We start from the raw sequence: 26,358 nt of genomic DNA on the forward strand, positions 1-26,358 counted from the left end.
TCAGTGCCTCTCCGAAACGTCGGCGGCGATGTGCAGGGCGGACGTCCAGGTCACCTGGACGGCGTCGGCGAGGGTGGCCGCCCGGGTGCCGCAGGCGCGCGCGCCGGATACCCGGACTAGCGGCTGCGGCGGTGGTTGGCACGCCGGCGGAATGGCAGGCGTCCCGGGTGTCAGCGGGTTCGTGCCGGCCATGACCCGGGGTCCGTCCGCCGGGCGCAGTCCGGTCAGGTCGTACGTACGCAGGGCGCGATGATTTTCGGCGGGCGCCCGGAGCGGCGGGTCGGTCACGGTAGGTCGATCGCCGCGTAGGTGAGGTCGAGGTACTCGAGGATGCCCTCGTGCGACCCCTCCTTGCCGACCCCGGACTGCTTGACGCCGCCGAACGGAGCCGACGGGTCCGAGATCAGACCTCGGTTGATGCCGATCATCCCCGTATCCAGCCCCTCGGTGAACCGGAGCGCCCGCTGGAGGTCACGGGTGAAGATGTATCCGACCAGGCCGTGTTCGGTGTCGTTGGCCTTCGCCAGCACCTCGTCGTCGGACGTGAACGAGATGATCGGCGCGACCGGGCCGAAGATCTCGGTCTTGAGCATCCGCGCATCTTCGGGCACGTCGACCAGGACTGTGGGCGGGTAGAAGTGGCCCGGCCCGGTCGGACGCTCGCCGCCCACCAAGACCCGGGCGCCGCGATCGACCGCGTCGGCGACGAGCTCGTCGATCGTGGCGACCGAGGCTTCGTCGATCAACGCCCCGACGTCCACGCCGTCATCGAGACCATGGCCCACCGACAGCGCGCCCATCCGCTCGGCGAAGCGCGCCGTGAACTCCTCGCGCACCGGCTCCTCGACGTAGATCCGGTTGGCCGCGATGCAGGACTCCCCGATGTTGCGCATCTTGGCCACCATGGCGCCGTCGACCGCCACATCCAGGTCCGCGTCGGCACACACGATCAAGGCCGCGTTGCCGCCCAGTTCCATGGAGGTACGCAGCACGTTGTCGGCAGCCTGTCGTAGCAGCACGCGCCCGACCTCGGTCGACCCGGTGAACGAGAGTTTGCGGGTCCGGCTGTCGGCGAGCAGTGCGGAGACCACCTCGCCGGACCGCTTGGTGGTCACCACGTTGACGACGCCCGGGGGGACGCCGATCTCCTCCATGATGCGGGCCAGGAACAGCATGGTGAGCGGGGTCTGGGCTGCTGGCTTGGTGATCGTCGTGCAGCCCGCGGCCAGCGCAGGAGCGATCTTGCGGGCGCCCATGGCCAACGGGAAGTTCCAGGGCGTCACGAAGACGCACGGGCCGACCGGCTTCGGCACGGTGAGGATGCGATATCCACCTGCGGGAGCGGTGCTGTAACGCCCCTCGATCCGCACCGCCTCCTCGGCGAACCAGCGGAAGAACTCGGCGCCGTAGGCCACCTCTGCCCGGGCCTCGGCGAGCGGCTTGCCCATCTCGAGCGTTATCAGTCGGGCGACCTCCTCGGATCGCTCGGTCAGTGCCCGGTACGTCGCCGTCAACAACTCTGATCGTTTCCGTGGTGGGGTCGCCGCCCACTCCGCCATTGCCTTGCTCGCCTCGTCCAGTGCGACGAGCCCGTCGACGACGTCGGCGTCCGCCACCTCGGCGATGGTCTTGCCGGTGGCCGGGTCCTCGACGGCAAAGGTGGCTCCGCTGGTGGCGTCGCACCAGGCGTCGCCGATCCGAAGTCGCCGGTGCTCGGGGGCCAGGACGCTCATCGGGTCACTCATTGCGTCGCCTCCTTTGATCTTCTTGGTGTTGTCTGGCGTGCCTCGGCGACCACGCTGTGCGCGTAGCCGGACGGGGTCCAGCCTCGTCGGAGGCGAGGTTGCCGAGCGGGTCGGATGTGGCGGTGGCCTGGGTTACCGCCCAGCCTCGGGCAGCGACAGCCCGGTGCCCGCATCGAACAGGTGCGCGCGGTCCAGGTCGACCGTCACCTGCAGCCGCTCGCCCGGCGTTCCGGTGACTGTGGGTCGTGCCTTGACCTTGAGGATCTCCGTTCCCACACGGACGTCGACCACCGTTCGGTCACCGAGCGGCTCAAGCCCGTAGAGCTCCCCGGACAACGACGCGTGCCCACGCTGCTCGACGGACAGGTCCTCCGCGCGCAGGCCCAGCAGCAGCGCACGACCGTCCTCAGCCGTGGTCCAGTGGGGCCGAGGCAGCGTCCAGCCTTGCGCACCGACCAGACGATCTCCCTCGGCGCGGCAGGCGAGCAGACTGATCGGCGGGCTCCCGACGAATCCGGCGACCCACTGGTTGGCGGGACGCTCGTACACCTCGGTCGGCGTTCCGACCTGTTGCACCTGCCCCTCCTTGAGGACCGCGACCTGGTCGGCCATGGACAGGGCCTCCACCTGGTCGTTTGTCACATAGATGAAGGTTGCGCCGAGGCTGCGGTGGATGCGGGTGAGCTCGGTACGCATCTCGACGCGGAGCTTGAGATCGAGGTTCGTCAGCGGCTCGTCCATGAGGAACGCGCGCGGGCTACGGACCAGCGCCCGGGCCAGGGCGACCCGCTGCATCTCACCACCGGACAACTGCGCGGGACGACGCTGCAGCAGCCGTTCGATGTGCAGCAGGCGCGACATCCGCTCGACGGCAGCGGCGATCTCGCTGGACGAACAGCGCCGGGCCAGCAGCGGCGACGCGATGTTCTCGTACACCGTGTGTCGCGGGTAGAGGGCGTAGCTCTGGAAGACCATGGCCAGGTCGCGTTCGGCTGGGGCGTCACCGGTCGCGTCCGCGCCGTCCAGGTGCACCGACCCGGCGTCGAGCTTCTCCAGACCGGCGATCGCCCGCAGGGTAGTCGTCTTGCCTGCCCCGGAGGGCCCGAGCACGACGAAGAACGAGCCGTCCGGCACGTCCAGCGTCACCCCGTCCAGGGCCTGCACTTTGCCGAAGGACTTGCACAGCCCGTGCGCTGCCACGGTTCCCATCAGGCCACCAACTCTTCCGTGCTCACGTCGTACACCACCGGGGTCCCGCCGGTGTGCCGTAGCCCGACCTGTGCGTCAGCTGCGAATCGGACAGTCGGTGGCATCCGCACCCGCACGTCGTGCTGGCCGCCGTGGTCGACAACGTAGATGATCTCGTCGCCCAGCCACTCCGCCGAGACCACACGGGCCGGGACCGAACGCTCCGCCCCCGGTGCGGTGACCTCCAGGGCCTCCGGCCGCACACCTGCGACCAGGTGACAGTCGCGGGACAGACCGGGCGGTGGGGTGAGGGCCAGCCCGCCCTGAGCGCGCAACGCCCCGTCGGCCACCTCCACCTCGATCAGGTTCATCGGCGGAGAGCCGATGAAGGCAGCGCAGAAGAGACTCGCCGGACGGTCGTAGACCTCCAGCGGCGTGCCGATCTGCTCGACGCGACCCTTGTTGAGAATGGCGATCCGGTGACCGAGCGACATCGCCTCGACCTGGTCGTGGGTGACGTAGACCATGGTCGCCCCCAACTCTCCCTGCAGGTGCTTGATCTCGGTACGCATGTCCGCCCGCAACTCCGCGTCCAGGTTGGTGAGCGGCTCGTCCATCAGGAATGCGCGCGGCCGGCGCACCAGGGCGCGGGCGAGCGCAACACGCTGCTGCTCCCCGCCGGACAGTTGACGCGGTCGCCGATCCATCAGCGGACCGAGCCGCATCAGCCGGGCGGCCTCGTCGACCCGCTTGAGCACCTCCGACTTGGGCAGCCCCTCGGCCCGCAGGGGGAACGCCAGGTTGTCGCGGGTCTTCAGATGCGGGTAGAGGGCGTAGAACTGGAACACCATGGCGATGTCCCGCTCGGCCGGCGGCAGGTCGTTGACAAGCGTGTCGCCGATGCGGATGTCGCCCGTCGTCTGCCGCTCCAAGCCGGCGATGGCCCGCAGCGTGGTCGTCTTGCCGCAACCCGACGGGCCGAGCATCACGAACAACTCGCCGTGGCCGATCGACAGGTCCACCTGTTCGACCGCGACCGTGCCGTCCGGGTAACGCTTGTGCAGGGCGGTCACCTCGATGCCGGCCATCAGCGTCGCACCGCCCCGAGCGTCACACCGGCGATGAGGTGTTTGCGGACCAGGTAGGCGAAGACGAGCACCGGTAGGGCGAACACCACGGAGGCGGCGGCCACCAGACCCCAGTCCGTCGTGGTGCCACCGATGAGGCCGGCGATGGCGGGTGGGGCGGTGCGCACGCTGTCGCTGGAGGTGAGGAAGATGGCGAACACGAACTCGTTCCACGAGAAGATGAGGGCGAAGACCGCCGTCGCGGCGATGCCGGGCACGAGCAGGGGAAGGGTGTACCGCCGGAACGCCTGCAGACGGGTGTACCCGTCGAGCATCGCGGCATCCTCGTACTCCGCGGGCACCTCGTCGACGAACCCCTTCATCATCCAGATGGTGAACGGCAGGTTGTACGCGGCGTAGATGAGGATCAGGCCGAGCTTGCTGTCGATGAGTCCGACCTGGCGGTACATGAGGAAGATCGGGATCACCACCACCACGGGCGGCATGAAGCGGGTGGACAGGATGAAGAACAGCTGGTCCTTCTTGGCCTTCACGGCGAAGCGTGAGTAGGCCCAGGCCGCCGGGACACCCAGCAGGGTGGCCAGCACCGTGGAGGCCCCGGCGACCAGGACGGAGTTGAGGAACGCGACGGACAGGGCCGAGCGACCGCCGTCGGGACCGACGAACACGTCCTTGAAATGTTCCATCGTGACCGTGAAGCCGATGAACTCGGCGGGGACGGCGTAGACGTCCCGGTTTTCCTTGATGGACGTCTCGATCATCCACAGCACCGGGAAGAGCATCACGACGGCCAGCACGGTCAGCAGCGCGACCTCCAGCACCGAGCGACCCCGGCCGCTTCGACGGCGCACGGGGGGCGTGCGGTCCCGGGCAGGACCTGTGGACACGGCCTCGTCGACGGAGACGGCCATCAGCCCTCCTTGAGTCTGTTCAGGTAGCGCAGGTAGAGCTGCGTGAGGACGATGACGACGAGGACCATGAGGATCCCGTACGCCGAGGCGGTTCCGGTGTTGAAGCCCAGGAACGCGACCTTGTAGACGTGGAACGACAACGTCTCGGTGGAGACACCCGGGCCGCCGTTGGTGAGGATGTAGACGAGGTCGAACAGCCGGAAGGCCTCGATGGCCCGGAACAACACGGCGATCAGCAGCAGCGGCCACACCAACGGAAGGGTGATGGTGCGGAACCGGAACCACTCCGACGCCCGGTCGATCGAGGCGGCCTCGTACAGGTACTTGGGCACCGCGGTGAGCCCCGCCAACGCGATGAGCATGATGAACGGCGTCCACTGCCAGGTGTCGACCACGATCAGGGAGATCAACGCCGTGCGCTGCCGGGTCAGCCACTCCACCTGCCCCAGGCCGAGCGAGCCGAGCATGCTGTTGATCACGCCGAACTGCGCGTCGAGCATGAAGCGCCAGAACAGCCCGACCACGACCGGCGACAGCATCATCGGCACCAGGAACAGAGTGGTAAGCACTCCTCGCCCGTGCGTGCGGCGTGAGATCAGGTAGGCGATGCCGAAACCGAGCACGGTCTGCAGGCCGACCGCACCGACCACGTAGATCAACGTCGTCAGGGCCCGCTGGTGGACCTGCGCCGAGGTCAGGACGGCTGTGTAGTTCCCGAACCCGACGAAACGGGCGGGCCCCCCGCGGGTGGCCGAGTAGTCGGTGAAAGACAGGTACAGCGCCCACAGCAGCGGGAACACCGACATCGCGAGCAACAGCAGCAACGCGGGGGAGATGAAGGCCACCGCCAGCCCGCGGTCGCTCAGCCGGCGGGACCGACCCGGTGCAGGTGACGGCGCCGCCGCCACCTGCCCGGCATCGGTTGTCAGAGGTACGGGGTCACTCACAGCCCGCCGCCGCCCTTGCGGCCGCTGGAGTCGAGCACGCTCTGCTGTTCCTTGGCGATGTCGTCGAGCGCCTGCTTCGGGCTCTTCGCACCGTTGAGAGCCGCGTTGACGTTGGTGTTCTCGATGTCGACGAGGCGCGCGTACTCGGGCACGTTCCACATGTCCCGCATCCGCGGCACCGAGTCGGCGTACACCTGGTTGAACGGCCCGGCATTGAGGAACTCGGGCGAGGACAGGGCGTCCGTACGCGACGGCACCCCACCGGCCGCGGCCCACTTCTTCTGGATGTCAGCCCGCTGGAACCACTTCATGAAGTTCAGCGCCTCCACCTGGTTCGCCTCGGCGGAGTAGGCCGACACGTGCATCCCCATGCCGCCGAGCGGGACCAGGTTCGTCTTCTGGCTCGGCAGGGTGGCGAATCCCAACTTGTCGAGAATCTGCTCCCGGGTGGTGCCGAGGGTCGACTCCTTCGGATCGAGCAGGCCGCCGCTCGCGGCGATCCAGTTGAATGCGATGCAGGCCTTGCCCTGGGCGACCGCCGCGTTCACCTCGTCGATGAACCAGTTGCCGGAGCCCCTGGCGGTCAGCGGCTTCATCTTGTTGACCAGGACGTCCATCGCCTCCTGGCCCGCGGCGTCGTTGAGAACGCCGTCGATCTTGCGGGTCTTCGGGTCCCAGAGGTTGCCGCCGTAGACACCGTTCACCGTGTTGTAGGTGACGGCTGCGGCGTCGGAGCCGTTGGCCTGGTGGAACGCCAGCCCGCTGACGCCGGGGTTGTCCGCCTGACACTTCTCAGCGACCGAGATCATCTCGTCCCAGGTCTGCGGTGGCTTGTCACCGATCAGGTCCTTGCGGTAGATCATCGTCCAGGTGTCGCCGAGCAGCGGCAGCCCGTACAGGCTGGCGTTCTCGTCGCGCTGACCGGTCTCCGCCTGCGGGAACTGGCCGTAGGCCGCCAGCAGGTACGGGTTGTAGGCATCGACCTCGATGTTGTTCTTGACGAAGTCGGTGATGTCCAGGATGTTGCCGTTCGTCACGGCCTCGCCGATGTGCTGCGAGTCCAGGATCGCGATGTCGAAGTCGGTCTTGCGCGCGGCGAACTGGGTGAACATCGCATCGTGCCAGTTCGCGTTCGGCACGGTGTTGACCTTGACGGTGACGTTCGACCGTTCCTTTGTGTACTCCGCGTTCGCGAAGTCTTCCAGGGCCTGGGCGGGAGGCCAGTCGAACCAGATGAAGCTGAGGGTCAGCGGGTCCGTGGTGAGCTCCGGGATGGTCGCCGGCGCCTTGGGGGCGCTCGCCTGCTCGCCGTCGTCCTGGCCACCGCCGCAGGCCGCCATGGTCGTGGCCACCAGCAGCATGGCCGCCGTCGCCAGCTGCACCTTTCGCCCGGGAACGGATGTTCGTCCTGTTCGCTGTTGATACCGCATATCCTTTGCCTGCTTTCTCAGTGGGGACTTCTACGACCTCGCTAGGTGCTTCGCCGAGCAGTTGCCGGGTTGGTTTCGGGCGGGTTGGCGGACTGTCGCGGCGGCTGACCCGCGGACCGGCGTCACGAGTGCGGCGTGATGTACTCGATCTTCGTGCCGTCGAGCAGTCCTCCCGTCCATCTGCGGCCCGGGGACGAACCGCGCAGGACGTCGAGCACGCTCATGGGAGCTCCAGGTGATCGAAGTAGAGCGATCGCGGGTGGTTCCGCGACGGTGCAGGATGGCGGTCGTACGCCACTTTTCCTATACGATCCGGCTGGGGCGTCAGCATGTCGCAGAGTTGTGACTGATGTCAACAGGTTCCGGAAGACGCAAAGAAGGGCCTCACGTCACGATGGACGACGAAGGAATGATCGCGCGGGGCCGTCGAGCCGTGACGGGCGGCACGTCGTCGGGAAGATCTGGCGGCCGGCTCGCCGACGAGGTGTACGACACGCTGCTCGGACAGCTGATGTCGCTGCGGATCGAGCCTGGCTCCCGCGTCACGATCGACGTCCTGGCGCGGGAACTGGGGGTCTCGCAGACGCCGATCCGGGACGCCCTGAACCGCATGGAGGCCGAGGGCCTGGTCGTGCGGGTGCCCCATGCCGGCTACCGCATTCCACCCCAGATCACCCGTCGCCGATTCGAGGACATGCTCGAGGTTCGCCTACTCCTCGAGCCGGCGGCGGCGCGCAGGTCCGCCGAACGCGCATCGCTGGAGCAGGTGGCCGGTCTGCGAGCAATGCTGGAGGAGATGGCGGAGCTGGAGGGGGGCGCCGGGCCCACGGCGTACGGCGCCTTCGGTCTACGCGACGCCGCCTTTCACGACCTCGTCGCCCTGAGCGCGGAGAACCAGGTCATCCGGGAAGCGCTCGCTCGCCTGCACAGCCACGTGCACCTCTTTCGGCTGCACCACGACACCCAGGTCACTCACCTGGCCATGGCCGAGCACGAGGAGATCGTGGCCGCGATCGCCGCGCGCGACCCCGACGCCGCCGCCTACGCGATGCGTCGGCACATCCTGCGCTCCGGCGAGCGTTTCCGACGATTGTTCGACGAGGCCAAGGACGCGGACGGGGTGGCGGCGGAGGGTTGACGGGCGGGCCGGGCCGGGGAATGCTAACCGAATCGGATCGGATTGGATCTACCCCACCCGCCCCCAGGATGCGAGGAGAAGCAGGTGCCCAGAGCGCTGCTCCTGACCGGCGACGCCGCCGAGGAACTCGACACCATGTATCCCTACTATCGCGTGCAGGAGGGCGGCTGGGACGTCGACGTCTCGTCACGGACGAGGCGTGACGTGCAACTGGTCATCCACGAGTTCGACCCCAACTCCGACGCCTACGTGGAGAAGAACGGCCGGAAGCTGCCGGTCGACGTGCCCTGGGCCGAGGTCGACGTCGAGCGCTACGACGCCCTCATCATCCCCGGGGGGCGTGCCCCCGAGTGGATCCGGGTCGACGCCGACGTCAGGCGGATCACCGAGCACTTCTTCGCGCGCAACCTGCCCGTAGCGCTGGTGTGCCACGGGGCGCAGGTGCCGGCGGTGTACGGGCTACTGAAGGGTCGAAAGACCGCGTGCTTCCCACCCATCACCGGCGACATGGAAAATGCGGGCGCCACCGTCATCGACGCTCCCGACGTGGTGGACGGCAACCTCGTCTCCTGCCGGGGGTGGCCCGACATGCCGCAGTTCGGCAGGGCGATGATGGAGCTCTTCTCGAAGTCCGTCGACCCCGCATCGGCATGAGCACGCCTGGCCCGCCCCGGTGACGACACGTCGGACCGTCACAGTCGACGGCTCTCCCGTCCACGTCCTTGAGGGCGGCACCGGGCCCGCGGTGCTGATGCTGCACGGCTCCGGACCCGGCACGACCGGGTCCGGCGCCTGGGCAACGACGGCGCAGGCGCTGGGCACGTCCTGGCACCTGGTGGCTCCCGACCAGGCGGGGTTCGGCCGTACACCTGTCCCGGCGGGTGCCCGGGGTGGGCTCCGGCTGTGGACGGAGCAGGCCGCCGGCCTGATGGCCGCCCTCGGTGTCGACCGCTACGCCGTGGTGGGTCACTCGATGGGCGGTGCGGTGGCGTTGGCATTGGCGGCCGCACGCCCCCAGCAGGTCACCCGGGTCGTGGCGGTCGCGACGATGGGCGCCCCCGGGGCGCCGCTCTCCGCCGATCTCGACGCGCTCTGGGCCGCCCCCGCCGGTCCCCTGGGCGCACGAGACATGCTGAGCCGCCTCGTCCACGACCAGGCGCTCGTGACCGATTCGGCCGTCGACGCCCGTGCCGCGGCGATGCGAGCGGGGGCAGCCGCATACGCGTCGTTGTTCCCGCCACCGAGGGCACGATGGGTCGACGAGCTCACCCTCTCGGCGCAAACGCTGGCAGCGATCCGCGCGCCGGTGCTGCTCGTGCACGGCGCCCAGGACCGGGTCACCCCGCTCAGGACCGCAACCCAACCCCTGCTTGAGCACCTGGCCGATGTCCGGCTGCACGTGCTCGGCCGATGCGGGCACGTCCCGGCGATCGAGCACCCGCACGAGTTCAGCCAACTGCTGTCCTGCTTCCTCCGCCGGGACCTTGTTCAGGCATAGGAGGCGCGACGCAGTCGAGCGGCACACGGTGCTGGGCACTCGACCCGAGGGGAGCGTGGCAAGTCCGGTAATCGGTGTCTTCAGCGATCCGTGTGGCCGGCCCACCACATACGAGCGACGCCACCTCCCAGCCAGCTGGCCTGGATCACGGATCATGCCGAGTCGCGTAGCACCAACTTCGTGGGCAGGATGATGGACGAGGGTTCGTGCCCCGCGATGAGGTCGACGAGCATCCGGGTCATTTCTCTGCCCAGGGCTTGCACCGACTGGTGAACAGTGGTCAACGGCGGATCGGTTCGTTCGGCCATGCCGAGGTCGTCGAAGCCCACCACTGCCACGTCGGCCGGCACGGACCGGCCGGCGTCGATGAGAACGCGGAGGGCCCCCGCCGCCGTGTCGTCGCTGGCGGCGAAGATGGCGTCGAGGTCGGGGTGGCTGTCCAGCAGTGATTTCATCGCTGCGGCACCGCCGGTCTCGGTGAAGTCGCCTTCTGCCGTCGCGTACGGGGTCAGTCCAGCCATGATCATCGCCTCGCGGTAGCCGCGGTGGCGAGCGCGGCCGACGTCGGTGGACATGGGACCGGTGATGGTGACGATCCGGGTTCGGCCGAGCCCGATGAGGTATTCGGTGGCGAGTCGCGCGCCGCCGAGGTTGTCGGAGTCGACGTACCACTGTGGCTCGAAATTCAACGGCCGCCCGCCGTACACCGCGGGCAGCCCGGCCCGACGCACGATGTGAGTCAGCGGATCGTCGCCGTGCAGTGCCATCAGCATGATGCCGTCGACGCCGCGCGTGTGCAGCAGGTTGGTCAGCCGGGACCGGCCCCGGCCGGAGCTGGCCAGGCACAGCAGCAGGTGAAGGTCGGTCTCCTCCAGCGCTGCGGACACGCCGACGATGACCTGGGCGAAGAACGGGTCGGCGAACAGTTCGGGATCGTCATGGGAGACCGCGAGCGCGACGATCCCCGTCTGTCGGGTGGCCAAGGCACGGGCGGTGCGGTTGGGTAGATAGCCCATCTCCTTGATGGCGCGCTCCACGGCTTCGCGCGTGGCGCGGCTGACATGCGGCGCCTTGTTGATGACCCGGGACGCGGCGGAACGTGACACGCCGGCGCGTTCGGCCACCTCGTCCAGGGTTGGTTGCCGTCGGGGCCGCTGCGCTGCCATCGCGATGCCGAGTCCTTCCTGCCCGACGTCGGGGCAGCCGCTACCGCCGGCCGGTGCCGTTACCGCTTACCGATCGTATCGGCCGGCATCGACGGCGTCGAGGTGGCTCGCTGTCGTCGTCAGCCTGGAAGCGGTCCCAGAAATCTGTGATCCAGATCTTGTCACGGGGATGGGCTCTCTTGACATCTGCCTGAAATTTACCGAACATCGGACGGCAATGCATGGATGAACATCACTGGAAGCGCTTCCAGTTTTACCCAGAGGGGAGCTATCCATGAAACGCTTCACCCGTCCCTGGGGAATTGCCGCCGCCCTGGCGTTGGCGGTTCCCGTGATCCTGCTCGGGGCGCCAGCCGCGCACGCGGATCCGGTCAGCCAGACCAGCGGCTTCTACGTCGACCCCAACTCGAGCCCGGCGAGGTGGGCGGCCGCAAACCCGGGCGACGGACGCGCCGCCGCCATCCGCACCGAGATCGCGCAGAAGCCGATGGCCAGATGGTTCGGCAACTGGAGCGGCGACATCGGGAGCGCGGTCCGGGGCTATGTGGGCGCCGCAGATGCGGTTGACAAGCTTCCGCTGCTGGTGGCCTACAACCTTCCGGGCCGGGACGCGTGCGGCGGCCACTCCGGTGGCGGCGCCGGCAGCGTCGCCGCCTACGACTCATGGATCGCCTCCTTCGCCTCCGCCATCGGCAGCCGTCCTGCCGTAGTGGTCCTCGAACCCGACTCCCTGGGCGACTTCAACTGCATGAGCCAGGCGCAGATCAACGACCGAGTGGGTATGCTCTCCCGCGCCGTCGGCCAGTTCCGGTCCAAGGCGCCCAACACCTGGGCCTACATCGACGCCGGAAATCCCCGCTGGGTCGATGCCCAGACGATGGCGCAGCGGCTCAACATGGCCGGCGTGGGCAATGCACGCGGCTTCGCGCTCAACGTCTCGAATTACTTCACCACCGGCGAGAACACCAACTACGGCAATCAGGTCGCTTCCGCGCTGTGGAGATTCGGATACAGCAAGCCGTACGTGATCGACACCAGTCGCAACGGCAACGGCTCCAACGGTCAATGGTGCAACCCGGGCGGCCGCAGGATCGGTACGCCCAGCCGGATGGGCGGCGGCGCGGAAATGCTGCTGTGGCTCAAGACGCCGGGTGAGTCCGACGGCAACTGCGGAGTCGGCGGCGGATCCAGCGCCGGGCAGTTCCTGCCCGAGGTGGCCTACAAGATGATCTACGGTTACTAGCGCAGCGCGCGGAGGGCATGAGGGCTGCACGCGGCCGATGCTCTCCGTGCCCTGCCACTCGGACGGCGCCTCTCTGCGTCCAGGCATCGGACCCAGAGAGGCGCCGGGTGTCAGTAGGCGAAGAACGTGTGTCGCACCGGGCTTCGGCATACCGGCGCTGCGCCACCTCTCGACGCCGGAGACCTGCGACCTCCTCCGCTATCGGTTCGACGAGGTGCTCGCGCTGGCCAAGTGGATCGACCTGATTCGGGCCGCATGCTCTCACCGACCGGGCCGGCGGGCTGCGGCGCTTGTCGGCGTCGCCGCTGGATGGAGAGTGTCGAGGCCGTCGAGCTGCGAACCCGCACCGCAGCCTGCCAGGCTGCTGGTGCGCGAGGCCCCGCATTGGCAGCCTCCGCGAGGACCTGAGGAGGACGGATGCGGTCAGTCGTTCCCGACTATCTGGCTGAGGTACTTGGAGATGTCGAATCGGACACCTCCGGGGCGCCGGCGGGGTACATTCCCGAACTCGCGACAGCTGATCCTGACCGTCTCGCAGCGGTCTTCGCCACGGTCGACGGCACGGTCCACGGTGCCGGCGACGTCGATGCCGCGTTCACGATCCAGTCGATCTCGAAGCCCTTCGTGTACGCGATGGCACTCTCCGATCGCGGCTTCGATCGAGTGCTCGCCAAGGTCGGGGTCGAGCCGTCTGGGGAGGCGTTCAACGAGATATCCCTCGAAAGCGACACGGGGCGTCCCCGCAATCCGATGATCAACGCTGGCGCGATCACCGCTCACTCACTCGCCGGACCGGAGAACCTGAAGCCCGTCGAGCGGGTCGACCGCGTCGTTCAGGGGCTTTCGGCGTTTGCGGGCCGTCAGCTGACCGTCGATGAGACGGTATGCGCATCCGAGATGGAGAACGCGCACCGCAACCTCGCCATCGCGCACATGCTCCGCAGCCACGACATCCTCACCGAGGACCCCAGGACCGTCGTCGACGGCTACATCCGTCAGTGCTCGGTGCTCGTGACCACCCGAGATCTGGCGATGATGGCGGCGACGCTGGCCAACCGCGGGGCGAATCCCCTCTCGAACGAGCAGGTGGTGGACGGGGCGGTGGTGCGCCAGGTCCTGAGCGTCATGGCCACCTGCGGAATGTACGACGCCGCTGGCGACTGGGCCACGCAGGTCGGCATTCCGGCGAAAAGCGGCGTGGCCGGGGGACTGATCGGCGCCCTCCCCGGTCAGCTCGGCATCGCCACCTTCTCGCCGCGACTGGACCGGCACGGCAACAGCGTGCGCGGAGTGTCGCTGTTCGAGCGGTTCTCGTACGACATGGGGTTGCATGTGATGGAGGTCCCTCCCGCAGCGCGCGCGGTTGTGCGTTCCAATCGGGTACGAGGCGGTGGAGCGGACGCGACCCGGGTTCTCCGGTTGCAGGGCGGAATCCGCTTCGCGGGAGCCGAGCGGATCGTTCGCGAGCTCGTGGAGAGCGCGCCTGCGGAGCCCCGCGTGGTTCTCGACGTCTCGCTGGTGCACTCCATCGACGATGTGGCCCGACGGATGCTCCTGGAGGTCGCGCGTCGGCTCACGCTCGACGGTCACGAGGTCTATCTCGTGGATCCGGAGACGATGATCCCGGACCCGGATCCCGGCGATGGTGGTCGACTCACGGTCATCGACGTGGTTGATCGCGTGTGATCGCGACTTTCTGCTTGACCGCGCTGACCGGGCGGGACCGACCGATTGACCGGCCGATCCGGCCAGGGCCGCAGCGTCCGACACTCGTCACGTGGACCCGGCGGGGCCGACGGGCCGACGGCACGACCGATACCAGGAAAGGACCCCATGACCGCGACGGGGATCGAGAAGCCCGACTTCACCGGGCTGCGCGCGACCTACATCAACTGCACCCTCAACCGTTCCCCGGGCCGTAGCCACACCCAGGGGGTGATCGACCGCAGTGTGGCGATCATGGAGGCGAACGGGGTCAGCGTGGACCAGATTCGCGCCGTCGACCACGACATCGCCACCGGGGTTCGCCCCGATATGACCGAGTACGGGTGGGACACCGACGAATGGCCCGCGCTGCTGGCCCGGGTGCTGGCAGCCGACATCCTGGTCATCGCCGGACCGATCTGGCTCGGCGACAACAGCTCGGTGACCCGGCGGGTGATCGAGCGGCTCTACGGCTACTCCGGCGTGCTCAACGAGCAGGGCCAGTACGCTTACTACGGGCGGGTCGGTGGCTGCCTGCTCACCGGCAACGAGGACGGCCTGAAGCACTGCGCGATGAGCATCCTCTACAGCTTGCAGCACATCGGCTTCACCGTCCCGCCGCAGGCCGATGCGGGTTGGCTCGGTGAGGTCGGGCCCGGGCCGTCCTACCTTGACGAGGGTTCCGGCGGGCCGGAGAACGACTTCACCAACCGCAACACCGCGTTCATGACCTACAACCTGCTCCACCTCGCGTCGATGATGCGTCGTGCCGGCGGGTTCCCGGCGTACGGCAACCAGCGCACTGCCTGGGACGCAGGGGTCCATCCGGATGCCGCAAACCCCGAGTACCGCTGACGCGTCGGCCGGCTGAACCGGGGACCCGATCACGACGACCGTCACCCTTCCGGTGACAGCGCCAAGGATGTGAGTAGCGATGACAAGCCCGGCACCGACGAGCTGGCCGAGCCTGCGGGTCTCGGACTGGACCCCCACCCGCGAGACCCTGCACATGTGGACCCAGATCGTGGGCAAGATCCGTATGGCGCATGCTCCGCTGCTCAACCACTGGTGGCAGGTGCCCCTGTACGTGAGCCCTCGCGGGTTGACGACGTCCGCCATCCCGTACGGCACGGGGGCCTTCGAGATCGAGTTCGACTTCATCGGCCATCGGCTCGACGTCCGCAGCAGCAACGGCGGCGCGCGGAGCCTCCCGCTCCGGCCGATGCCGGTCGCCGAGTTCTACTCGCGGGTCATGGCCATGCTCGACGAACTAGATGTCGAGGCACCGATCCGGCCGCACCCCAACGAGGTCGATCCGGCGATTCCCTTCGCGGAAGACCACGAACACGCCTCCTACGACGGCGAGGCGGCTGCCCTGTTCTGGCGACAGCTGCTGCAGGCGAATCGGGTGATCGGCGAGTTCCGGTCGCATTTCGTGGGCAAGGTGAGCCCGGTGCACTTCTTCTGGGGCGGCATGGACCTCGCCTGCACCCGCTTCTCCGGCCGGTCGGCCCCGCCGCACCCGGGCGGCGTGCCCAACTGCGGGGACTGGGTGATGGTCGAGGGCTACTCCCGGGAACTGTCCAGCTGCGGGTTCTGGCCCGGCGGCGGCGAGGAAGGCGCCTTTTACTCCTACGCCTATCCCGAACCCGAGGGGTTCGCCGAGCAGCAGGTCCGCCCCGAGGGCGCGTACTTCAGTTCCGAGTTCAAGCAGTTCCTGCTGCCGTACGAGGTCGCCCGCACCGCCCCGGACCCGGACCGTGCGGTCGCCGAGTTCCTCCAGACCACCTACGAAGCCGCTGCTGACCTGGGGCACTGGGACCGCGCCGCGCTGGAGGACGACCCGTTGCGGTGGCAGCAGGCCTCCGCTCGGTGAGGATCGCCAATGGGGTGGGCGCCAACCGGTGCTCGACCTGTCGGCGGCGCACGGTCGGACCGGTCGTCGCCCGCTGGACACCGCGCTAGCTGAGCCGCAGGTCTCCATCGAAGTTGATCCTGGCCAGTTCGGTTCGGGAGGTGATGCCCAGCTTGGGGTAGACGTTTGCCAGGTGGTGGCCGACCGTGCGAGGGCTGATCAACAGCTGTGCCGCGATCTCCCGGTTCGTCAGACGATCCGCAGCCAACCGCGCGACCCGCAGCTCCTGTGCGGTCAGCCCGGCGACGGTCGGCGGATCGGTCCCGCGAGGTGCGGCCCGTCGGTCGGTCAGGGCCTGCTCGCGCAGCGCCCGCACGCGCAGTGGGCCCGCGCCCAGGCGGTCGAAGGTCTCGGCTGCTGCGGCCAGCTGGGCACTGGCGTCGGCCCGGCGGCGCGCCCGCCGCAGCCATTCCCCGTACAGCAGCCGAGTGCGGGCGTACTCGAACGGCTGCGTCCCCGCTCCCGCGACGTCCAGGGCGGCTCGGAACGACTCCTCGGCCGCCGATCCACCGTCGGCGAGTGCCGTGAGCCGATGGCCGGCCGTGCGGGCCCAGGTCGCGTCGGTACGCTGCGCCCACTCCTGCACCATGGCGAGCTGAAACCCGACGACGTCGTTGTTGCCGACCTGCACCGCCGCTTCGACGGTGTCCGGGGCGGCGAGCAGCGCGAAGGTGGTGTGGGCGGCCTCGTGGCCGGGTTCGACGAGGCACAGCAGGTCGCTCAGCGCCTCCTGCGGACGACCGTCGAACAGCGCCGCTCGTCCACGGATCCAGTACGCCGATGCGCTGAGCGCTCGTACTCCGCGTGGCACCGAGACCTGCAACATCCGATTGGTCTGCTCCTCGACGGCGCGATGCTCGCCGCGGGCGGCAGCCAACAAGGCGATGCAGGCGCGGCTCTGCGTGGCGACGTGATCCGCCTCGATCTCCTCGGCGAGTCGCAGGCCCTCGGTCGCCGCCTGCTCGGCGGCGCCCCACCGGCCCGCGGCGGTGTCGAGGACCGCGATCTGGGCCAGCACCAGCGCCAGCGCGGTGAGCTCGTGCCGTCGCCGCAGCTGCACGGCCTGCATGCGCAGCACGTCGAGCAGTCCGCCGTCGATGCCCCAGGCCTGGACCAACGGCACGGGCGGCAGCAACTCCCATGCGACCGTACCGAGCCGACCGACGACGTCGCTGGCCAGATCCCGGGTCGTCGGGATGGCCTCGCCGGTCAAGTCGTAGCAGGACCACCAGTTCTCCAACACGGGCATCAGCTCTGACACCGCAGAGTCAGCGGCGACGTCCACGGCCCGCACGCGTCGTAGCGCTGCCTGTTGGAGGTCGGACCGCCCGGCCGACCAGGCGGCGCGGACCGCGACCGTGCCCAGCTCCACGGCACGGCGGGTCTCGGGTACCGCGGCCATGTCGCTCGTCAGGTAATGGTGGGCGCGTTCGGGCATGCCGTACGCGAATTCGAGGATCCCGCGCAGCCCGCCGCTCTGCCGGACGACGGGAAGCACACCGCTCAGGCGTTCAGCCTCTTCGAGCAACTGCCGCGCCGCCTCGGCATTGCCGGCGTGCCACGCGGCGCGGGCGGCGGCGGCCAGCCGGCGCGTGGCGTCCGCTGGCTTCGGGGACAGCTCAGCGGCCCGACCCAGGGTGCGAGCCGCCATCGGACCCGCACTGCGTCGCAGGCACTCCTCGGCGGCGTGCTCCAGCAGTGTGGCGACGTCCTCGTCCGGCCCGTCGGCAGCGGCTGCCAGGTGCCAGGCCCGCTCCATGGTGGCGTCCTGCGGCAGGGCCGCCGCCAGCGCCTGATGCACAGCTTGCCGCTCCGTGAAGGGGGAACCGTCGTAGATGGCTGCCGGAATCAGTGGGTGCCGGAACTCCAGGCGGCTTCCCGAGGCATGGAGCAGGCCCGAACGCAGGGCCTCGTCCCAGGCGGAGGTGTCGATGCCCCAGGCGGCACCGGCACGCTGCACGACGTGCCGGTCGCCCCGGCCCTCGGCGGCGGCCAGCAGCAGTAACGCCCGGGTCGACGGTTTCAGGGCCTCGGCCCGTGCGCAGAACGCCCGTCGCAACCGCGGCCCCACCGGCACCGGGTTCCCGGCGTGCGGGAGGGGCGCCTCGCCGTCGGTCTCGCGATCGAGGGTGGGCAGCTCGTGCAGCGCCAACGGGTTGCCACCCGCCGCCTGCACCGTCCGATCGGCCAGCGCCGCGTCGATCCCCGGCACGACAGCGGTCAGGAGCTGGCGCGCGTCCTCGTCGGCCAGACCTCCGACCGCCAGGGCCGGCAAACCCTCCCACGGCCCGGAGGCGGGATCCTCGTGTCCGGTCAGCAGCACCGCGATCCGCTCCGTCGCCACTCGCCGGGCGACGAACCCCAGGCACAGCGCGCTCGCCTCGTCGACCCACTGAGCGTCGTCCACCACGACCAGCACCTGTCGCTCCCGCGCGAGACCCGAGAGCAGCGACAGCACGGCCGCGCCGATGAGGAAGCGGTTGGCCGGGTCTCGCCTCATTCCCAACGCACCCCGCAACGCCGCAGCCTGCGGGGCGGGGAGCGTCTCCAGCCGGTCCAACACCGGCCACAGCAACTCGTGCAGCGCGGCGAACGCGAGCCCGGTCTCCATCCGAGTGCCCCGACACCGCAACACCGTCGCGTCGGACGCCGCCTCGACGGCGTAATCGAGCAGAGCGGTCTTGCCGATGCCCGGCTCACCCCACAGCACCAGCCCGGAGCCGGCGCGATCCGCCGCCCGACTCAGCAGCCGGTCCAGTACCGCGGTCTCGGCGTGCCGTCCGAAAAGTTCCATGGCTCCCCCCGCTGGCCGCGATGGCGCACCCAGCTCAACGCTATAGCCCAGCCTGTCCCATCGTGAGACGACCGTCCGAGCACGGCCGCGTCGCGGTCAGGGACAGGGCGGTCCGGACCGTTGGGCTGGCAGCCGTGACGCTCGCGACGTGGCACGCCGGTGGTCTGCTGGTCCACGACGAGCGTGTCCCATCACAGCGCGGACGCGCCGCAGACGTAAGTGACGCGGTGTCACGATCGCGTGTGACGTGGTGTCACTGCCAAGCGGGTACGTCACGCAACCACGACGGCGGCGCTTATGCGATCGGCGCTCTCCTGCGCCGTACGCTCGCGTCGTGAACCATCCCGATGTCGATGCGTGGGAGGCCTGGCACCCGGTCCAGTTGGCCGAACGCCTTCGCGACCTGCCGGTCCCCTGGTACGTCGCGGCTGGCTGGGCGGTGGATCTGTTCCGCGGCGAGCAGACCCGGGCCCACGGGGACATTGAGGTCGCCGTGCCTGCGGCGCATTTCGCGCTGTTGCCGCCGCTCTTTCCCGAGCTCGACTTCTGGGTGCCGGCGGGCGGGGGCGCGCTGGTGCCGTTGACGGCCGACGCCTTGGCCGGCGACTCGCATCAGACCTGGGCCTGGGATCCGGCGGCAGGCAGGTGGCGCTTCGACGTCTTCCGCGAGCCACACCACGGGGACGTCTGGATCTGCCGCCGCGACGAACAGCGGATCCGGCGGCCGTATCGCGAGATCATCCGGCGCAGCGACGGCGGGATCCCGTACCTGGCTGTCGAGGCCGTACTGCTGTTCAAGGCAAAGCACCCGCGCGACAAGGATGAGGCCGACTTCGCCGGCGTGCTGCCGCTGCTGTCCCGCGCGGAACGCGGCTGGTTGGACGCGACGCTCGGTCTGGTCCACCCGGATCATCCATGGCGAGCCCGGCTGCGGTCGTGTTGACCCGCCTCGGCTCGTGTCGTCGCCGTGGTGCCTGTCCTGGTCGGCCGGTCTGCCGGCCGACCAGGACAGATGGTGTTCAGGTGGCGGTGCACACCGGGGTCAGGCCGGTGGCGGTCCCGGTGCCCTGGAAGCCGAATTCGGTGGACTGGCCGGCGTTCACTGAGCCGTTGTAGCTGACGTTGCTGAACTGCACGGTGCCGCTGCTTCCGCTGCGGTTGGCGTTCCACGCGTTGGTGACGGTGGCCCCGGAGGGCAGGGTGAGTTGGACGCTCCAGCCACTGATCGGCGCGGTGCCGGCGGTGACCCTGACTGTGGCGACGAACCCACCGGTCCAGGAGTTCAGCGAGACCGTCGCGGAGCAACCGGTGGTCGGCGGCGTGGTCGGTGGCGGTGGGGTGGTCGGATCGACAGGTGGCGTGGTCGGCGGGACGGACGGCGTCACCGGCGGCGTGCTCGGCGGCGGGGTGGAGTTGCGGCCCTTGTTCAGCTCGTCGAGAACCGCGTGGTAGGCGGCCTTCTTCTGGTAGCTGCCGTTACCGCCGGTGAACAGCAGGCCCCGCTCCGAGGAGCGCCACGACTCGCTGTCGGAGATGCCCCAGACGGTGATGCCGGTGCACTGTGCGACGTTGAGGCAGGCCCGTACGACCTTGCGGTAGTTCTCCGCCTGGCCTGCGCCGATGTCGTTGTTGCTCAGGTCGTCGTCGATGTCCAGCTCGGTGATGTGTACCTCGACGCCGAGGTCGGCGAAGCGTTGGATGTTGGCCTGGATGTCGTCGGTGATGATGCTGTTCGGGTTGTCGTTGAAGTGCGCCTGGAACCCGACGCAGTCGATGTACTGCCGGTAGTTGCGGACGATGTCGTACAGCGCGTTGGCTTTGCGGTTCGGGGTGCCGCCCTGGACCGTGAGGCCGTCGACGTCGTAGTCGTTGATGCAGAGCTTGGTGGTCAGCCCGCCGGCCTGCACGACCTGCTTGGCCCGGATGAACGAGTCCCGGATGACGTCGGTGTCGCCGGCGTCGAAGAAGTCGCCGTCGCCGTTGGCGTCCCGGTTCATGGAGTGCGGCCACTGGTTGCGTCGCCGGCCGGTGTTGTTGTCCTCCAGCGCTTCGTTGACGACGTCCCAGTACGCGATCCTGCTGCCCCAGCGGTTGATGGCGTTGCCGATGAAGGTGTTCAGCGTCGCCTGGCTGGCACCCTGCAACGCGCCGGCCTGGGAGTGCCAGACCAGGGTGTGGCCGCGGACCAGCATGTTGTTGCTCTGGGCGTGGTTGACCAGGGTGTCCGCACCGCTGGTGTTCTGCAGCCCGCCGCTGGAGGTGGCGATCCTGTCCGGTTTCATGTCGTTCTCGGGCGTCAGTTGGCTGAACTCCTGCCCGACGATCGGGTAGAGCCGGTTGGGTGAGGCTGCGACGCCGAAGAACAGCCCGGCGTTGGCGGCTGCGGCCCGCAGCGTGGTCTCGGCCGCCGCGGCCGGGGCGCTCGACTGGACCGCGACAGCGCTGCTTATCAGCAACAACACCGCCGTCGGCAAAGCTGTTCGAGCAACCTTCCTACGCTGCCTCAGGTCGCTGTTCACGGGCCCTCCCTTGGTGCTGGACGTCATCAATCGACGTGTATGCATGCCCCCGGAACGGTCAGTCTCGATACCGGCCTGCCGCACTGTCAACAACTTCCGGAAACATTCCGGAAATGGCCGTGAGGTCGGCAACCAGGATGCAGTCGTTGCGCAGTCGGGCGACGTACCGACTCATGGCTCCCGTCGGTGCGGCGAGCCGCTCAGCGTGGGCCGCCCGGCTGAACCAGGCCCGTTTCGTAGGCAACGATTACCAGCTGCGCCCGATCACGGACCGCCAGCTTGGTCAACAATCGTCCGACGTGCGTCTTGACGGTGGTCGGGCTGAGATTGAGGTGCATGGCCAGTTCCGTGTTGGACAGGCCGCGGGCGATCAGCGTGAGCACTTCCCGTTCCCGCTCGGTCACCGCCTCCAGCCGTCGCGGCAGCGGCCGGGCCGGCTCGGGCCGACGCGCGAACTCGTCGATCAGCCGGCGGGTCACCGTCGGCGCGAGCAGCCCTTCGCCGGCGGCCACCACCCGGATGCCGGCCAGCAGGTCCGCCGGCGGGGTGTCCTTGAGCAGGAACCCGCTGGCCCCGGCGCGCAGCGCCCCGTAGACGTACTCGTCCAGGTCGAAGGTGGTCAGGATGACGACCCGGGTGTCGACGGAGCGCGGATCATCGACGTCGAAGGGTGGGCGGCCGAGGCGGATCGTGCGGAGGATCGCCTCGTCTGGCTGGCCACGCTGCTGCTGATCGGTGTCTCTGCCGGCTACGGGGCTGTCGCGGTGGCGAACACGCTGCTGATGGCCGCTGTCGGCCGGGTGCCAGACCTGCGGCTGATCCGGCTGGCCGGAGCGACCCGCCGGCAGGTCATCTGGCTGGTCGCGGCCGAGTCCGCCCTGGTGGTGCTGATCGGGGCGCTGCTCGGAGGCGCTGTGGCGTTCGTCGGTTTGCTGAGCATCCGTGCCGGACTCGCCGAGCAGGCCGGTGTACCGGTCGACCTGGTGGTGCCATGGTCGGTGGTCGGTGGTCGGTGGTCGGTGGTCGGTGGTCGGTGGTCGGTGGTCGGCGGGGTGGTGGGCCTCTGCCTGCTGCTGGCGGTGCTGGCGAGCGCGCTGCCGACCTGGCGGTCACTACGCCACCAACCCGCGCGGTCGCCCGTCGACGTCGTGGCGTGAGCCCCCCACCGCCGTCCGCGTCACGAGGCCCGGGTCGGGCGGTTGTTTCCTCCAGCAGCGTCCGCGAAGGCTCTCCACCAAGGACCGAGCGTCCAAAGCCGAAGCGTCCTGACCGGCGCTGGGGGAGCACGTCCTGGTCGTCGGCCTCGGTGGTCAGCTGCCGGCGGAGGCCTGCGATCGGTGCGCTATCGCCGGGTGGCGGCGGCCCGCTGGCGTGCCGATTCGTACAGCACGACGGTCGCGGCGGTCGCCGCGTTCAGCGAGCTGGCGGACCCGAACATGGGGATCCGGACGAGTTGGTCGCAGGCTTCGCGCCAACCGGAGCTGAGACCGGTGGTCTCGTTGCCGATCAACGTCAGGGTGGGTTGTGTGAAGTCGTACTCGGCGGCGTCAAGGATGCCGCGCTCATCGGTGCCCATGATGCTCATGCCGACGCCGTCGGCACGGATGTCCGCGACCCAGGAAAGAACGGCCTGGTGGGAGGGAACCCGGACCACGGGCAGGGCGAACAGTGAGCCGGTGCTCGCCCGGACCGCCTTCGGGTCGTACACGTCGGCGGCGTGGCCGGTGACGATGACGCCGCCGGCGCCGAAGGCGTCCGCCGACCGAACGAGGGTCCCGATATTGCCCGGGCTGGTGGGCCGATCGAACACGACGGTGAGCATGGTCGGAGAAACCGGGATCCGGCGGAGGTCGTCCTCCGGCAGCGCGACCACGGCCAGCAGCTCTGGCACTGTGTCTGCCTTACCGCCGAGGTCGTGCATCAGGTCACGCGAGACGGCGAACGTCTCGGCCCGGACTGTGTCCAGGGTCTGGCGTGCCCAGCCGGACAGGTGAGCGTTGGCGTCGTAGAGCAGCTCCCGGACCTGCCAACCGTGTGCGACGGCCATGGTGATCGGGCGCACGCCCTGCACGATGAACTCGCCGCGTCGCTGCCGCTTGGTCCGGTTGCCGAGGAGAGCTTCCCACTGCTGGAACCGAGCATTGCGGCCACTCACTCGCAGCACCACTGCCAACCCCGCCTCCGTCGACGTTGCCCGCCAGAGCCTTGCCCCTGTCACGTGTTCACGGCCACGGGGCGGATGCCGGCCGGACGGCCACGGGCTCCGACTCCTGCAAGACCCTCCGGCAGCATCTCAGGAACGGACGGGGTATGTCGCCCCCGGCGAACGACGATGCGCCAGCCAGGACCGCGCACACCGTGACCGCGAGGAGACCTGTCATCGGGTACCGCACCCCGCGATGGTCGCGGGGATCCGGTACGCGCGACAAGGCGCGTAGCAGTCCTGACGCCTCATCCTCGGTGACGGCGGGTGGTGACGCGTCGGGGTAGCCGGCGGCCACGGACAGTGCGGTGATCGGGCTTGAGGGCACCGGCGGGTGAGATCCTCGGGGCGTCGTGAAGCGTAGCGAACTCCATGATCACCGATGCGGTCCGACCCGCTCCACTCGCGGCGCGGGCCAGCTCCAACGGCGACCAGTCGCTCGATCATTTGCCATTGGAGGAGGCCCGCTCAGGTCAAGGGCGCACTACCGGACGAGATATCTGTCACCGGACATCGGTCAGCGAGGGGCGGTGAAGTTGTACAACTCCGACGCGGTGTCGTCGAAATAGGGTGACCACCACAGGGTCGGTGCCGCGTACGAGTTGAGCGTGCTGTTGACCCCGTTGAGATAGCCCCAGTTCCCATCCCAGTTGATCAACCACGGGCCGCCGCTGGCGCCTGCGGTCAGGTCGCAGTTGATGCGGATCCGCGCCCCGGACTGGGTCGAGTTGCCGCTGCACCTCAACAGGTTGCCGCCGTCGAACGGCGCGCCGCTCGGGTAGCCGAAGTTGTTGATGCCGACCGTGAAGCCCTGGTGCGTACGGAAGCCGTGGCCCCCGAACTGGTTCACGATGCGGACGCCGTTCCGGGTGTTCATGATGGCCACGGCCATGTCGGCCTCCCAGTTGGAGCTGTCGATCCAACTGCTCCAGGTCCACAGCTCGCGGGCCGTCCAGGTGCCGTGCGGCCGAGGGTTGGCCAGGTCATCGTCGTACGCCGGGACGAACGACCAGTTGGTGGCGAGACTGCTGCCGGGACCGCCGTGGATGCAGTGGCCAGCCGTCCACACGGTGTTGAAGCCGACCGAGTTGATGACCGCGCCGGAGCAGACCCACGATCCGCCGTCCATGTTGAAGAAGACCTTGCCGTTGGACCGGGCGGTCGGGTGGTTGGAGCCGAGGTTCGGGTTGATGGCCTGCGTGGACATGCCCGGGGTGCCCATCAGGCCCGCCAGCGGAGGCACATCCACCGGCCTGGACCGGTTGGTCGGCGCGGCGGACGATGTCCCGCCACTCTGGGCGAAACGCCGCGCCGCGGCCTTGTACGAGGGAGACTCCTCGACGGGCCTGGCATTGCGCATCCGCTCGGGCGTCCAGTACGCCTCGATCGCCGAGTCGGCAGTCACCTGCGCGCCGTACCGCTGTCTGCCGGCCGCCCACGCCTCGGCGCTGACGGCCGTGCCCACCTGACGGATGCTGTCACCGTCGGCGTGCGGAGCCGCCTTCGCCGGCTGACCGACGGTCAACAGCGGCAGGGCCAAGGCCAGGGCCAGGATGGGGTAACTTAGGCGCCGACCACCGATTGTTCTTGCTCCCATCGAACATCCCTCTTCCCGGGTCGTGTGAGATGCCGGGGATCGCCCCGGTCGATCTCGAGTTTTGGTCCTGAACGGCTGGTCATGCGGCCATCCTGAACCAGGTTGGACACCGTTGGGTTGCCGATGTCGAGAAAGAGACAGACGTCCGTCGATCAATTGCCGATCCAGGGTCGCCGATCTGCCGTCGTTGTCGTGGCCCCGCCCGGCGGGCCCGATGCCGGCAAGCGCATCGTGGAGGCAATCGCTCTCCCGCGCCGTCGGGCTTGCAGAGCAAACGCACCAGTCGGGCCCGAGCGTTTCAGGTCAGCAGTTGGAGACAATGCCGGTAGAAGTCCTCCTGCTTCACCGTGATCGCACATCGCACGACGCGTCCGTCGTCGGCACGTACCGTGCGCCCCTCGCTTGCGCCATCCACCACGACAGTGCACCGCACCTGGTCGAAGGTGAACAGCTCAGGTGCGGCGAGATACGACGTGGCCAGGCTGTCCCAACAGCAGTACGGCGAGCCAACCGTCTCGACGGTGCCAAAGGTCATGGCGAGCAACGAACCTGCCAGATCGCTAGCCGGATTGCCGTAGTGCGCCCCGAACGCGCGGACGAATTCATCGGTGACCGGTACCTGGTTTGTCACGTCGAGCGGGAAGAGGGTGATAGGTATCTGGGTGGCGAAGACTCGCTGGGCCGCCTTCGGGTCGCAGTAGACGTTCCATTCTGCGGAACCGTCGTGGCCCGGTTCTTCCACGTTGCCCTCCACGTCGAACGCGCCTCCCATGAAGACGATTTCGCCGATCGCCTGTTCAAGCCATGGGTGCTTGTCCAAGCACCAGGCGAGGTTGGTGAGCGGCCCGGTGACGAGAATGGTCAAGGGGGTGGCCGCCTGTTCGATCCACTTCACGAGTTGTTCGTGCGCCGGGAGGACCGGTCCGGACGTACGCTCCCGCGGCGGAAAGCGGTTGAGCACGGGCAGCGCCTCCACCCGCAGCGCGTCTGTTCGCCATGCCATCGGAAACGGGTGGGGGCCGGAGAGACTGCCGGGCGCTACCTGCACGTGCGGGAGGTCGGCCAAGTCGAGAATCCGGTGAGTGACTGACAACGCAGGCGCCAGCAGACAGTCGGCCGGCGTGACGGCGACCCCCTGCAGGTCCACGTCGTAGCGGGTCAGCAGCAGTAACGACAGCAGATCGTCAAGGGAGCCGTCGTGATCCATGATCACGGCGCGGGCAGGTGTCCGGGTCTCAGTCACAAAGGTCCTCCGATTCAGATGGCATGCCA

At 68.8% G+C, this 26,358-nt stretch carries 23 protein-coding genes and 1 pseudogene; 9 read left to right on the top strand and 15 right to left on the bottom strand.

Features of this window, described 5'->3' with window-relative positions:
- The 7 genes from Vse01_RS19565 to Vse01_RS19595 form a co-directional block, all read right to left on the bottom strand.
- Nucleotides 1-288 carry a hypothetical protein gene (locus Vse01_RS19565; protein ID WP_093409642.1) on the bottom strand — a complete coding sequence of 96 codons (288 nt, stop codon included), beginning with the start codon at nt 286-288 and terminating at the stop codon, nt 1-3.
- Entirely contained in the window at nt 285-1,745 is a 1,461-nt protein-coding gene (locus tag Vse01_RS19570; protein WP_093409640.1) for an NAD-dependent succinate-semialdehyde dehydrogenase, read from the bottom strand. The genes Vse01_RS19565 and Vse01_RS19570 overlap by 4 nt, the downstream gene beginning before the upstream one ends.
- Before the next feature lie 132 nt (nt 1,746-1,877).
- On the bottom strand, nt 1,878-2,954 hold the full coding sequence (locus tag Vse01_RS19575) for an ABC transporter ATP-binding protein (RefSeq protein WP_093409637.1): 1,077 nt from the start codon (nt 2,952-2,954) through the stop codon (nt 1,878-1,880).
- A complete protein-coding gene (locus Vse01_RS19580; RefSeq protein WP_093409635.1) occupies nt 2,954-4,021 on the bottom strand; it encodes an ABC transporter ATP-binding protein in 1,068 nt (355 codons plus the stop codon). Before Vse01_RS19580 ends, Vse01_RS19575 begins: the two co-directional genes overlap by 1 nt.
- Nucleotides 4,021-4,932, bottom strand: a complete 912-nt coding sequence (locus Vse01_RS19585; RefSeq protein WP_093409632.1) for a carbohydrate ABC transporter permease — start codon at nt 4,930-4,932, stop codon at nt 4,021-4,023. The genes Vse01_RS19580 and Vse01_RS19585 overlap by 1 nt, the downstream gene beginning before the upstream one ends.
- The gene (locus Vse01_RS19590; protein WP_232511419.1) at nt 4,932-5,777 is read right to left on the bottom strand and encodes a carbohydrate ABC transporter permease; all 846 of its coding nucleotides are present in this window, start codon (nt 5,775-5,777) and stop codon (nt 4,932-4,934) included. The genes Vse01_RS19585 and Vse01_RS19590 overlap by 1 nt, the downstream gene beginning before the upstream one ends.
- A 98-nt stretch (nt 5,778-5,875) precedes the next feature.
- Nucleotides 5,876-7,261, bottom strand: coding sequence for a sugar ABC transporter substrate-binding protein (locus Vse01_RS19595; protein ID WP_232511418.1), 1,386 nt, complete (start codon nt 7,259-7,261; stop codon nt 5,876-5,878).
- Between the two features lie 442 nt (nt 7,262-7,703).
- Between Vse01_RS19595 and Vse01_RS19600 the strand changes: the two genes are divergently transcribed.
- The 3 genes from Vse01_RS19600 (at nt 7,704) to Vse01_RS19610 (ending at nt 9,945) form a co-directional block, all read left to right on the top strand.
- Nucleotides 7,704-8,447 (top strand): GntR family transcriptional regulator, encoded by a 744-nt coding sequence (locus Vse01_RS19600; RefSeq protein WP_093409625.1) that lies wholly within the window; start codon nt 7,704-7,706, stop codon nt 8,445-8,447.
- Nucleotides 8,448-8,531: 84 nt separating this feature from the next.
- Nucleotides 8,532-9,101, top strand: a complete 570-nt coding sequence (locus Vse01_RS19605) for a DJ-1/PfpI family protein (RefSeq protein ID WP_093409622.1) — start codon at nt 8,532-8,534, stop codon at nt 9,099-9,101.
- Between the two features lie 19 nt (nt 9,102-9,120).
- Entirely contained in the window at nt 9,121-9,945 is an 825-nt protein-coding gene (locus Vse01_RS19610) for an alpha/beta fold hydrolase (RefSeq protein ID WP_093409620.1), read from the top strand.
- A 152-nt stretch (nt 9,946-10,097) separates the two neighbouring features.
- Here Vse01_RS19610 and Vse01_RS19615 read toward each other — a convergent pair whose 3' ends face one another.
- Nucleotides 10,098-11,111 carry a LacI family DNA-binding transcriptional regulator gene (locus tag Vse01_RS19615; protein WP_170863595.1) on the bottom strand — a complete coding sequence of 338 codons (1,014 nt, stop codon included), beginning with the start codon at nt 11,109-11,111 and terminating at the stop codon, nt 10,098-10,100.
- 274 nt (nt 11,112-11,385) lie between these two features.
- Between Vse01_RS19615 and Vse01_RS19620 the strand changes: the two genes are divergently transcribed.
- The 4 genes from Vse01_RS19620 (at nt 11,386) to Vse01_RS19635 (ending at nt 15,934) form a co-directional block, all read left to right on the top strand.
- Nucleotides 11,386-12,354: a glycoside hydrolase family 6 protein gene (locus tag Vse01_RS19620; RefSeq protein WP_093409617.1), complete on the top strand. Its 969-nt coding sequence runs from the start codon at nt 11,386-11,388 to the stop codon at nt 12,352-12,354.
- A 417-nt stretch (nt 12,355-12,771) separates the two neighbouring features.
- The gene (locus tag Vse01_RS19625; RefSeq protein WP_093409615.1) at nt 12,772-14,040 is read left to right on the top strand and encodes a glutaminase; all 1,269 of its coding nucleotides are present in this window, start codon (nt 12,772-12,774) and stop codon (nt 14,038-14,040) included.
- Nucleotides 14,041-14,187: 147 nt separating this feature from the next.
- Nucleotides 14,188-14,913, top strand: coding sequence for a flavodoxin family protein (locus Vse01_RS19630; protein ID WP_093409612.1), 726 nt, complete (start codon nt 14,188-14,190; stop codon nt 14,911-14,913).
- A gap of 79 nt (nt 14,914-14,992) precedes the next feature.
- Nucleotides 14,993-15,934, top strand: a complete 942-nt coding sequence (locus tag Vse01_RS19635) for a DUF5996 family protein (protein ID WP_093409610.1) — start codon at nt 14,993-14,995, stop codon at nt 15,932-15,934.
- An 85-nt stretch (nt 15,935-16,019) separates the two neighbouring features.
- Here Vse01_RS19635 and Vse01_RS19640 read toward each other — a convergent pair whose 3' ends face one another.
- Complete coding sequence (locus Vse01_RS19640) at nt 16,020-18,767, bottom strand: ATP-binding protein (protein ID WP_093409607.1); 2,748 nt, start codon at nt 18,765-18,767, stop codon at nt 16,020-16,022.
- Nucleotides 18,768-19,101: 334 nt separating this feature from the next.
- Here Vse01_RS19640 and Vse01_RS19645 point away from each other — a divergent pair, with 334 nt between their 5' ends.
- Complete coding sequence (locus Vse01_RS19645) at nt 19,102-19,710, top strand: nucleotidyltransferase domain-containing protein (RefSeq protein ID WP_093409605.1); 609 nt, start codon at nt 19,102-19,104, stop codon at nt 19,708-19,710.
- Nucleotides 19,711-19,786: 76 nt separating this feature from the next.
- On the opposite strand, the gene Vse01_RS19650 is transcribed toward Vse01_RS19645, so the two are convergent.
- Complete coding sequence (locus Vse01_RS19650) at nt 19,787-21,229, bottom strand: endo-1,4-beta-xylanase (protein WP_307818688.1); 1,443 nt, start codon at nt 21,227-21,229, stop codon at nt 19,787-19,789.
- A 257-nt stretch (nt 21,230-21,486) separates the two neighbouring features.
- Nucleotides 21,487-21,927: pseudogene (locus Vse01_RS19655) on the bottom strand (LuxR C-terminal-related transcriptional regulator); the annotation flags it as partial.
- Between the two features lie 123 nt (nt 21,928-22,050).
- Here Vse01_RS19655 and Vse01_RS19660 point away from each other — a divergent pair.
- Nucleotides 22,051-22,443: an FtsX-like permease family protein gene (locus Vse01_RS19660; RefSeq protein ID WP_232511416.1), complete on the top strand. Its 393-nt coding sequence runs from the start codon at nt 22,051-22,053 to the stop codon at nt 22,441-22,443.
- Between the two features lie 185 nt (nt 22,444-22,628).
- Here the strand turns inward: Vse01_RS19660 and Vse01_RS19665 are convergent, their stop codons facing one another.
- From Vse01_RS19665 to Vse01_RS19680, 4 genes are all read right to left on the bottom strand, one after another.
- Nucleotides 22,629-23,459 (bottom strand): TrmH family RNA methyltransferase, encoded by an 831-nt coding sequence (locus Vse01_RS19665; protein ID WP_093409600.1) that lies wholly within the window; start codon nt 23,457-23,459, stop codon nt 22,629-22,631.
- Nucleotides 23,460-23,508: 49 nt separating this feature from the next.
- Complete coding sequence (locus tag Vse01_RS29650) at nt 23,509-23,817, bottom strand: transposase family protein (protein ID WP_307818689.1); 309 nt, start codon at nt 23,815-23,817, stop codon at nt 23,509-23,511.
- 189 nt (nt 23,818-24,006) lie between these two features.
- Nucleotides 24,007-25,086 carry a trypsin-like serine peptidase gene (locus tag Vse01_RS19675; protein WP_139233229.1) on the bottom strand — a complete coding sequence of 360 codons (1,080 nt, stop codon included), beginning with the start codon at nt 25,084-25,086 and terminating at the stop codon, nt 24,007-24,009.
- Nucleotides 25,087-25,384: 298 nt separating this feature from the next.
- Nucleotides 25,385-26,329, bottom strand: a complete 945-nt coding sequence (locus Vse01_RS19680) for a nucleoside hydrolase (protein WP_139233228.1) — start codon at nt 26,327-26,329, stop codon at nt 25,385-25,387.
- Between the last annotated feature and the right edge of the window lie 29 nt (nt 26,330-26,358).

It is taken from the genome of Micromonospora sediminimaris (assembly GCF_016863575.1).
In the GTDB taxonomy this organism is placed as follows: Bacteria; Actinomycetota; Actinomycetes; order Mycobacteriales; family Micromonosporaceae; genus Micromonospora; species Micromonospora sediminimaris.

Excerpts from the sequence above, each read along its gene's own strand:
- Vse01_RS19630 (WP_093409612.1), top strand. The coding sequence starts at position 14,188 with ATGACCGCGACGGGGATCGAGAAGCCCGACTTCACCGGGCTGCGCGCG.
- Vse01_RS19575 (WP_093409637.1), bottom strand. The coding sequence starts at position 2,954 with ATGGGAACCGTGGCAGCGCACGGGCTGTGCAAGTCCTTCGGCAAAGTG.
- Vse01_RS19580 (WP_093409635.1), bottom strand. The coding sequence starts at position 4,021 with ATGGCCGGCATCGAGGTGACCGCCCTGCACAAGCGTTACCCGGACGGC.
- Vse01_RS19600 (WP_093409625.1), top strand. The coding sequence starts at position 7,704 with ATGGACGACGAAGGAATGATCGCGCGGGGCCGTCGAGCCGTGACGGGC.
- Vse01_RS19635 (WP_093409610.1), top strand. The coding sequence starts at position 14,993 with ATGACAAGCCCGGCACCGACGAGCTGGCCGAGCCTGCGGGTCTCGGAC.
- Vse01_RS19585 (WP_093409632.1), bottom strand. The coding sequence starts at position 4,932 with ATGGCCGTCTCCGTCGACGAGGCCGTGTCCACAGGTCCTGCCCGGGAC.
- Vse01_RS19570 (WP_093409640.1), bottom strand. The coding sequence starts at position 1,745 with ATGAGTGACCCGATGAGCGTCCTGGCCCCCGAGCACCGGCGACTTCGG.
- Vse01_RS19615 (WP_170863595.1), bottom strand. The coding sequence starts at position 11,111 with ATGGCAGCGCAGCGGCCCCGACGGCAACCAACCCTGGACGAGGTGGCC.
- Vse01_RS19640 (WP_093409607.1), bottom strand. The coding sequence starts at position 18,767 with ATGGAACTTTTCGGACGGCACGCCGAGACCGCGGTACTGGACCGGCTG.
- Vse01_RS19620 (WP_093409617.1), top strand. The coding sequence starts at position 11,386 with ATGAAACGCTTCACCCGTCCCTGGGGAATTGCCGCCGCCCTGGCGTTG.
- Vse01_RS19675 (WP_139233229.1), bottom strand. The coding sequence starts at position 25,086 with ATGGGAGCAAGAACAATCGGTGGTCGGCGCCTAAGTTACCCCATCCTG.
- Vse01_RS19625 (WP_093409615.1), top strand. The coding sequence starts at position 12,772 with ATGCGGTCAGTCGTTCCCGACTATCTGGCTGAGGTACTTGGAGATGTC.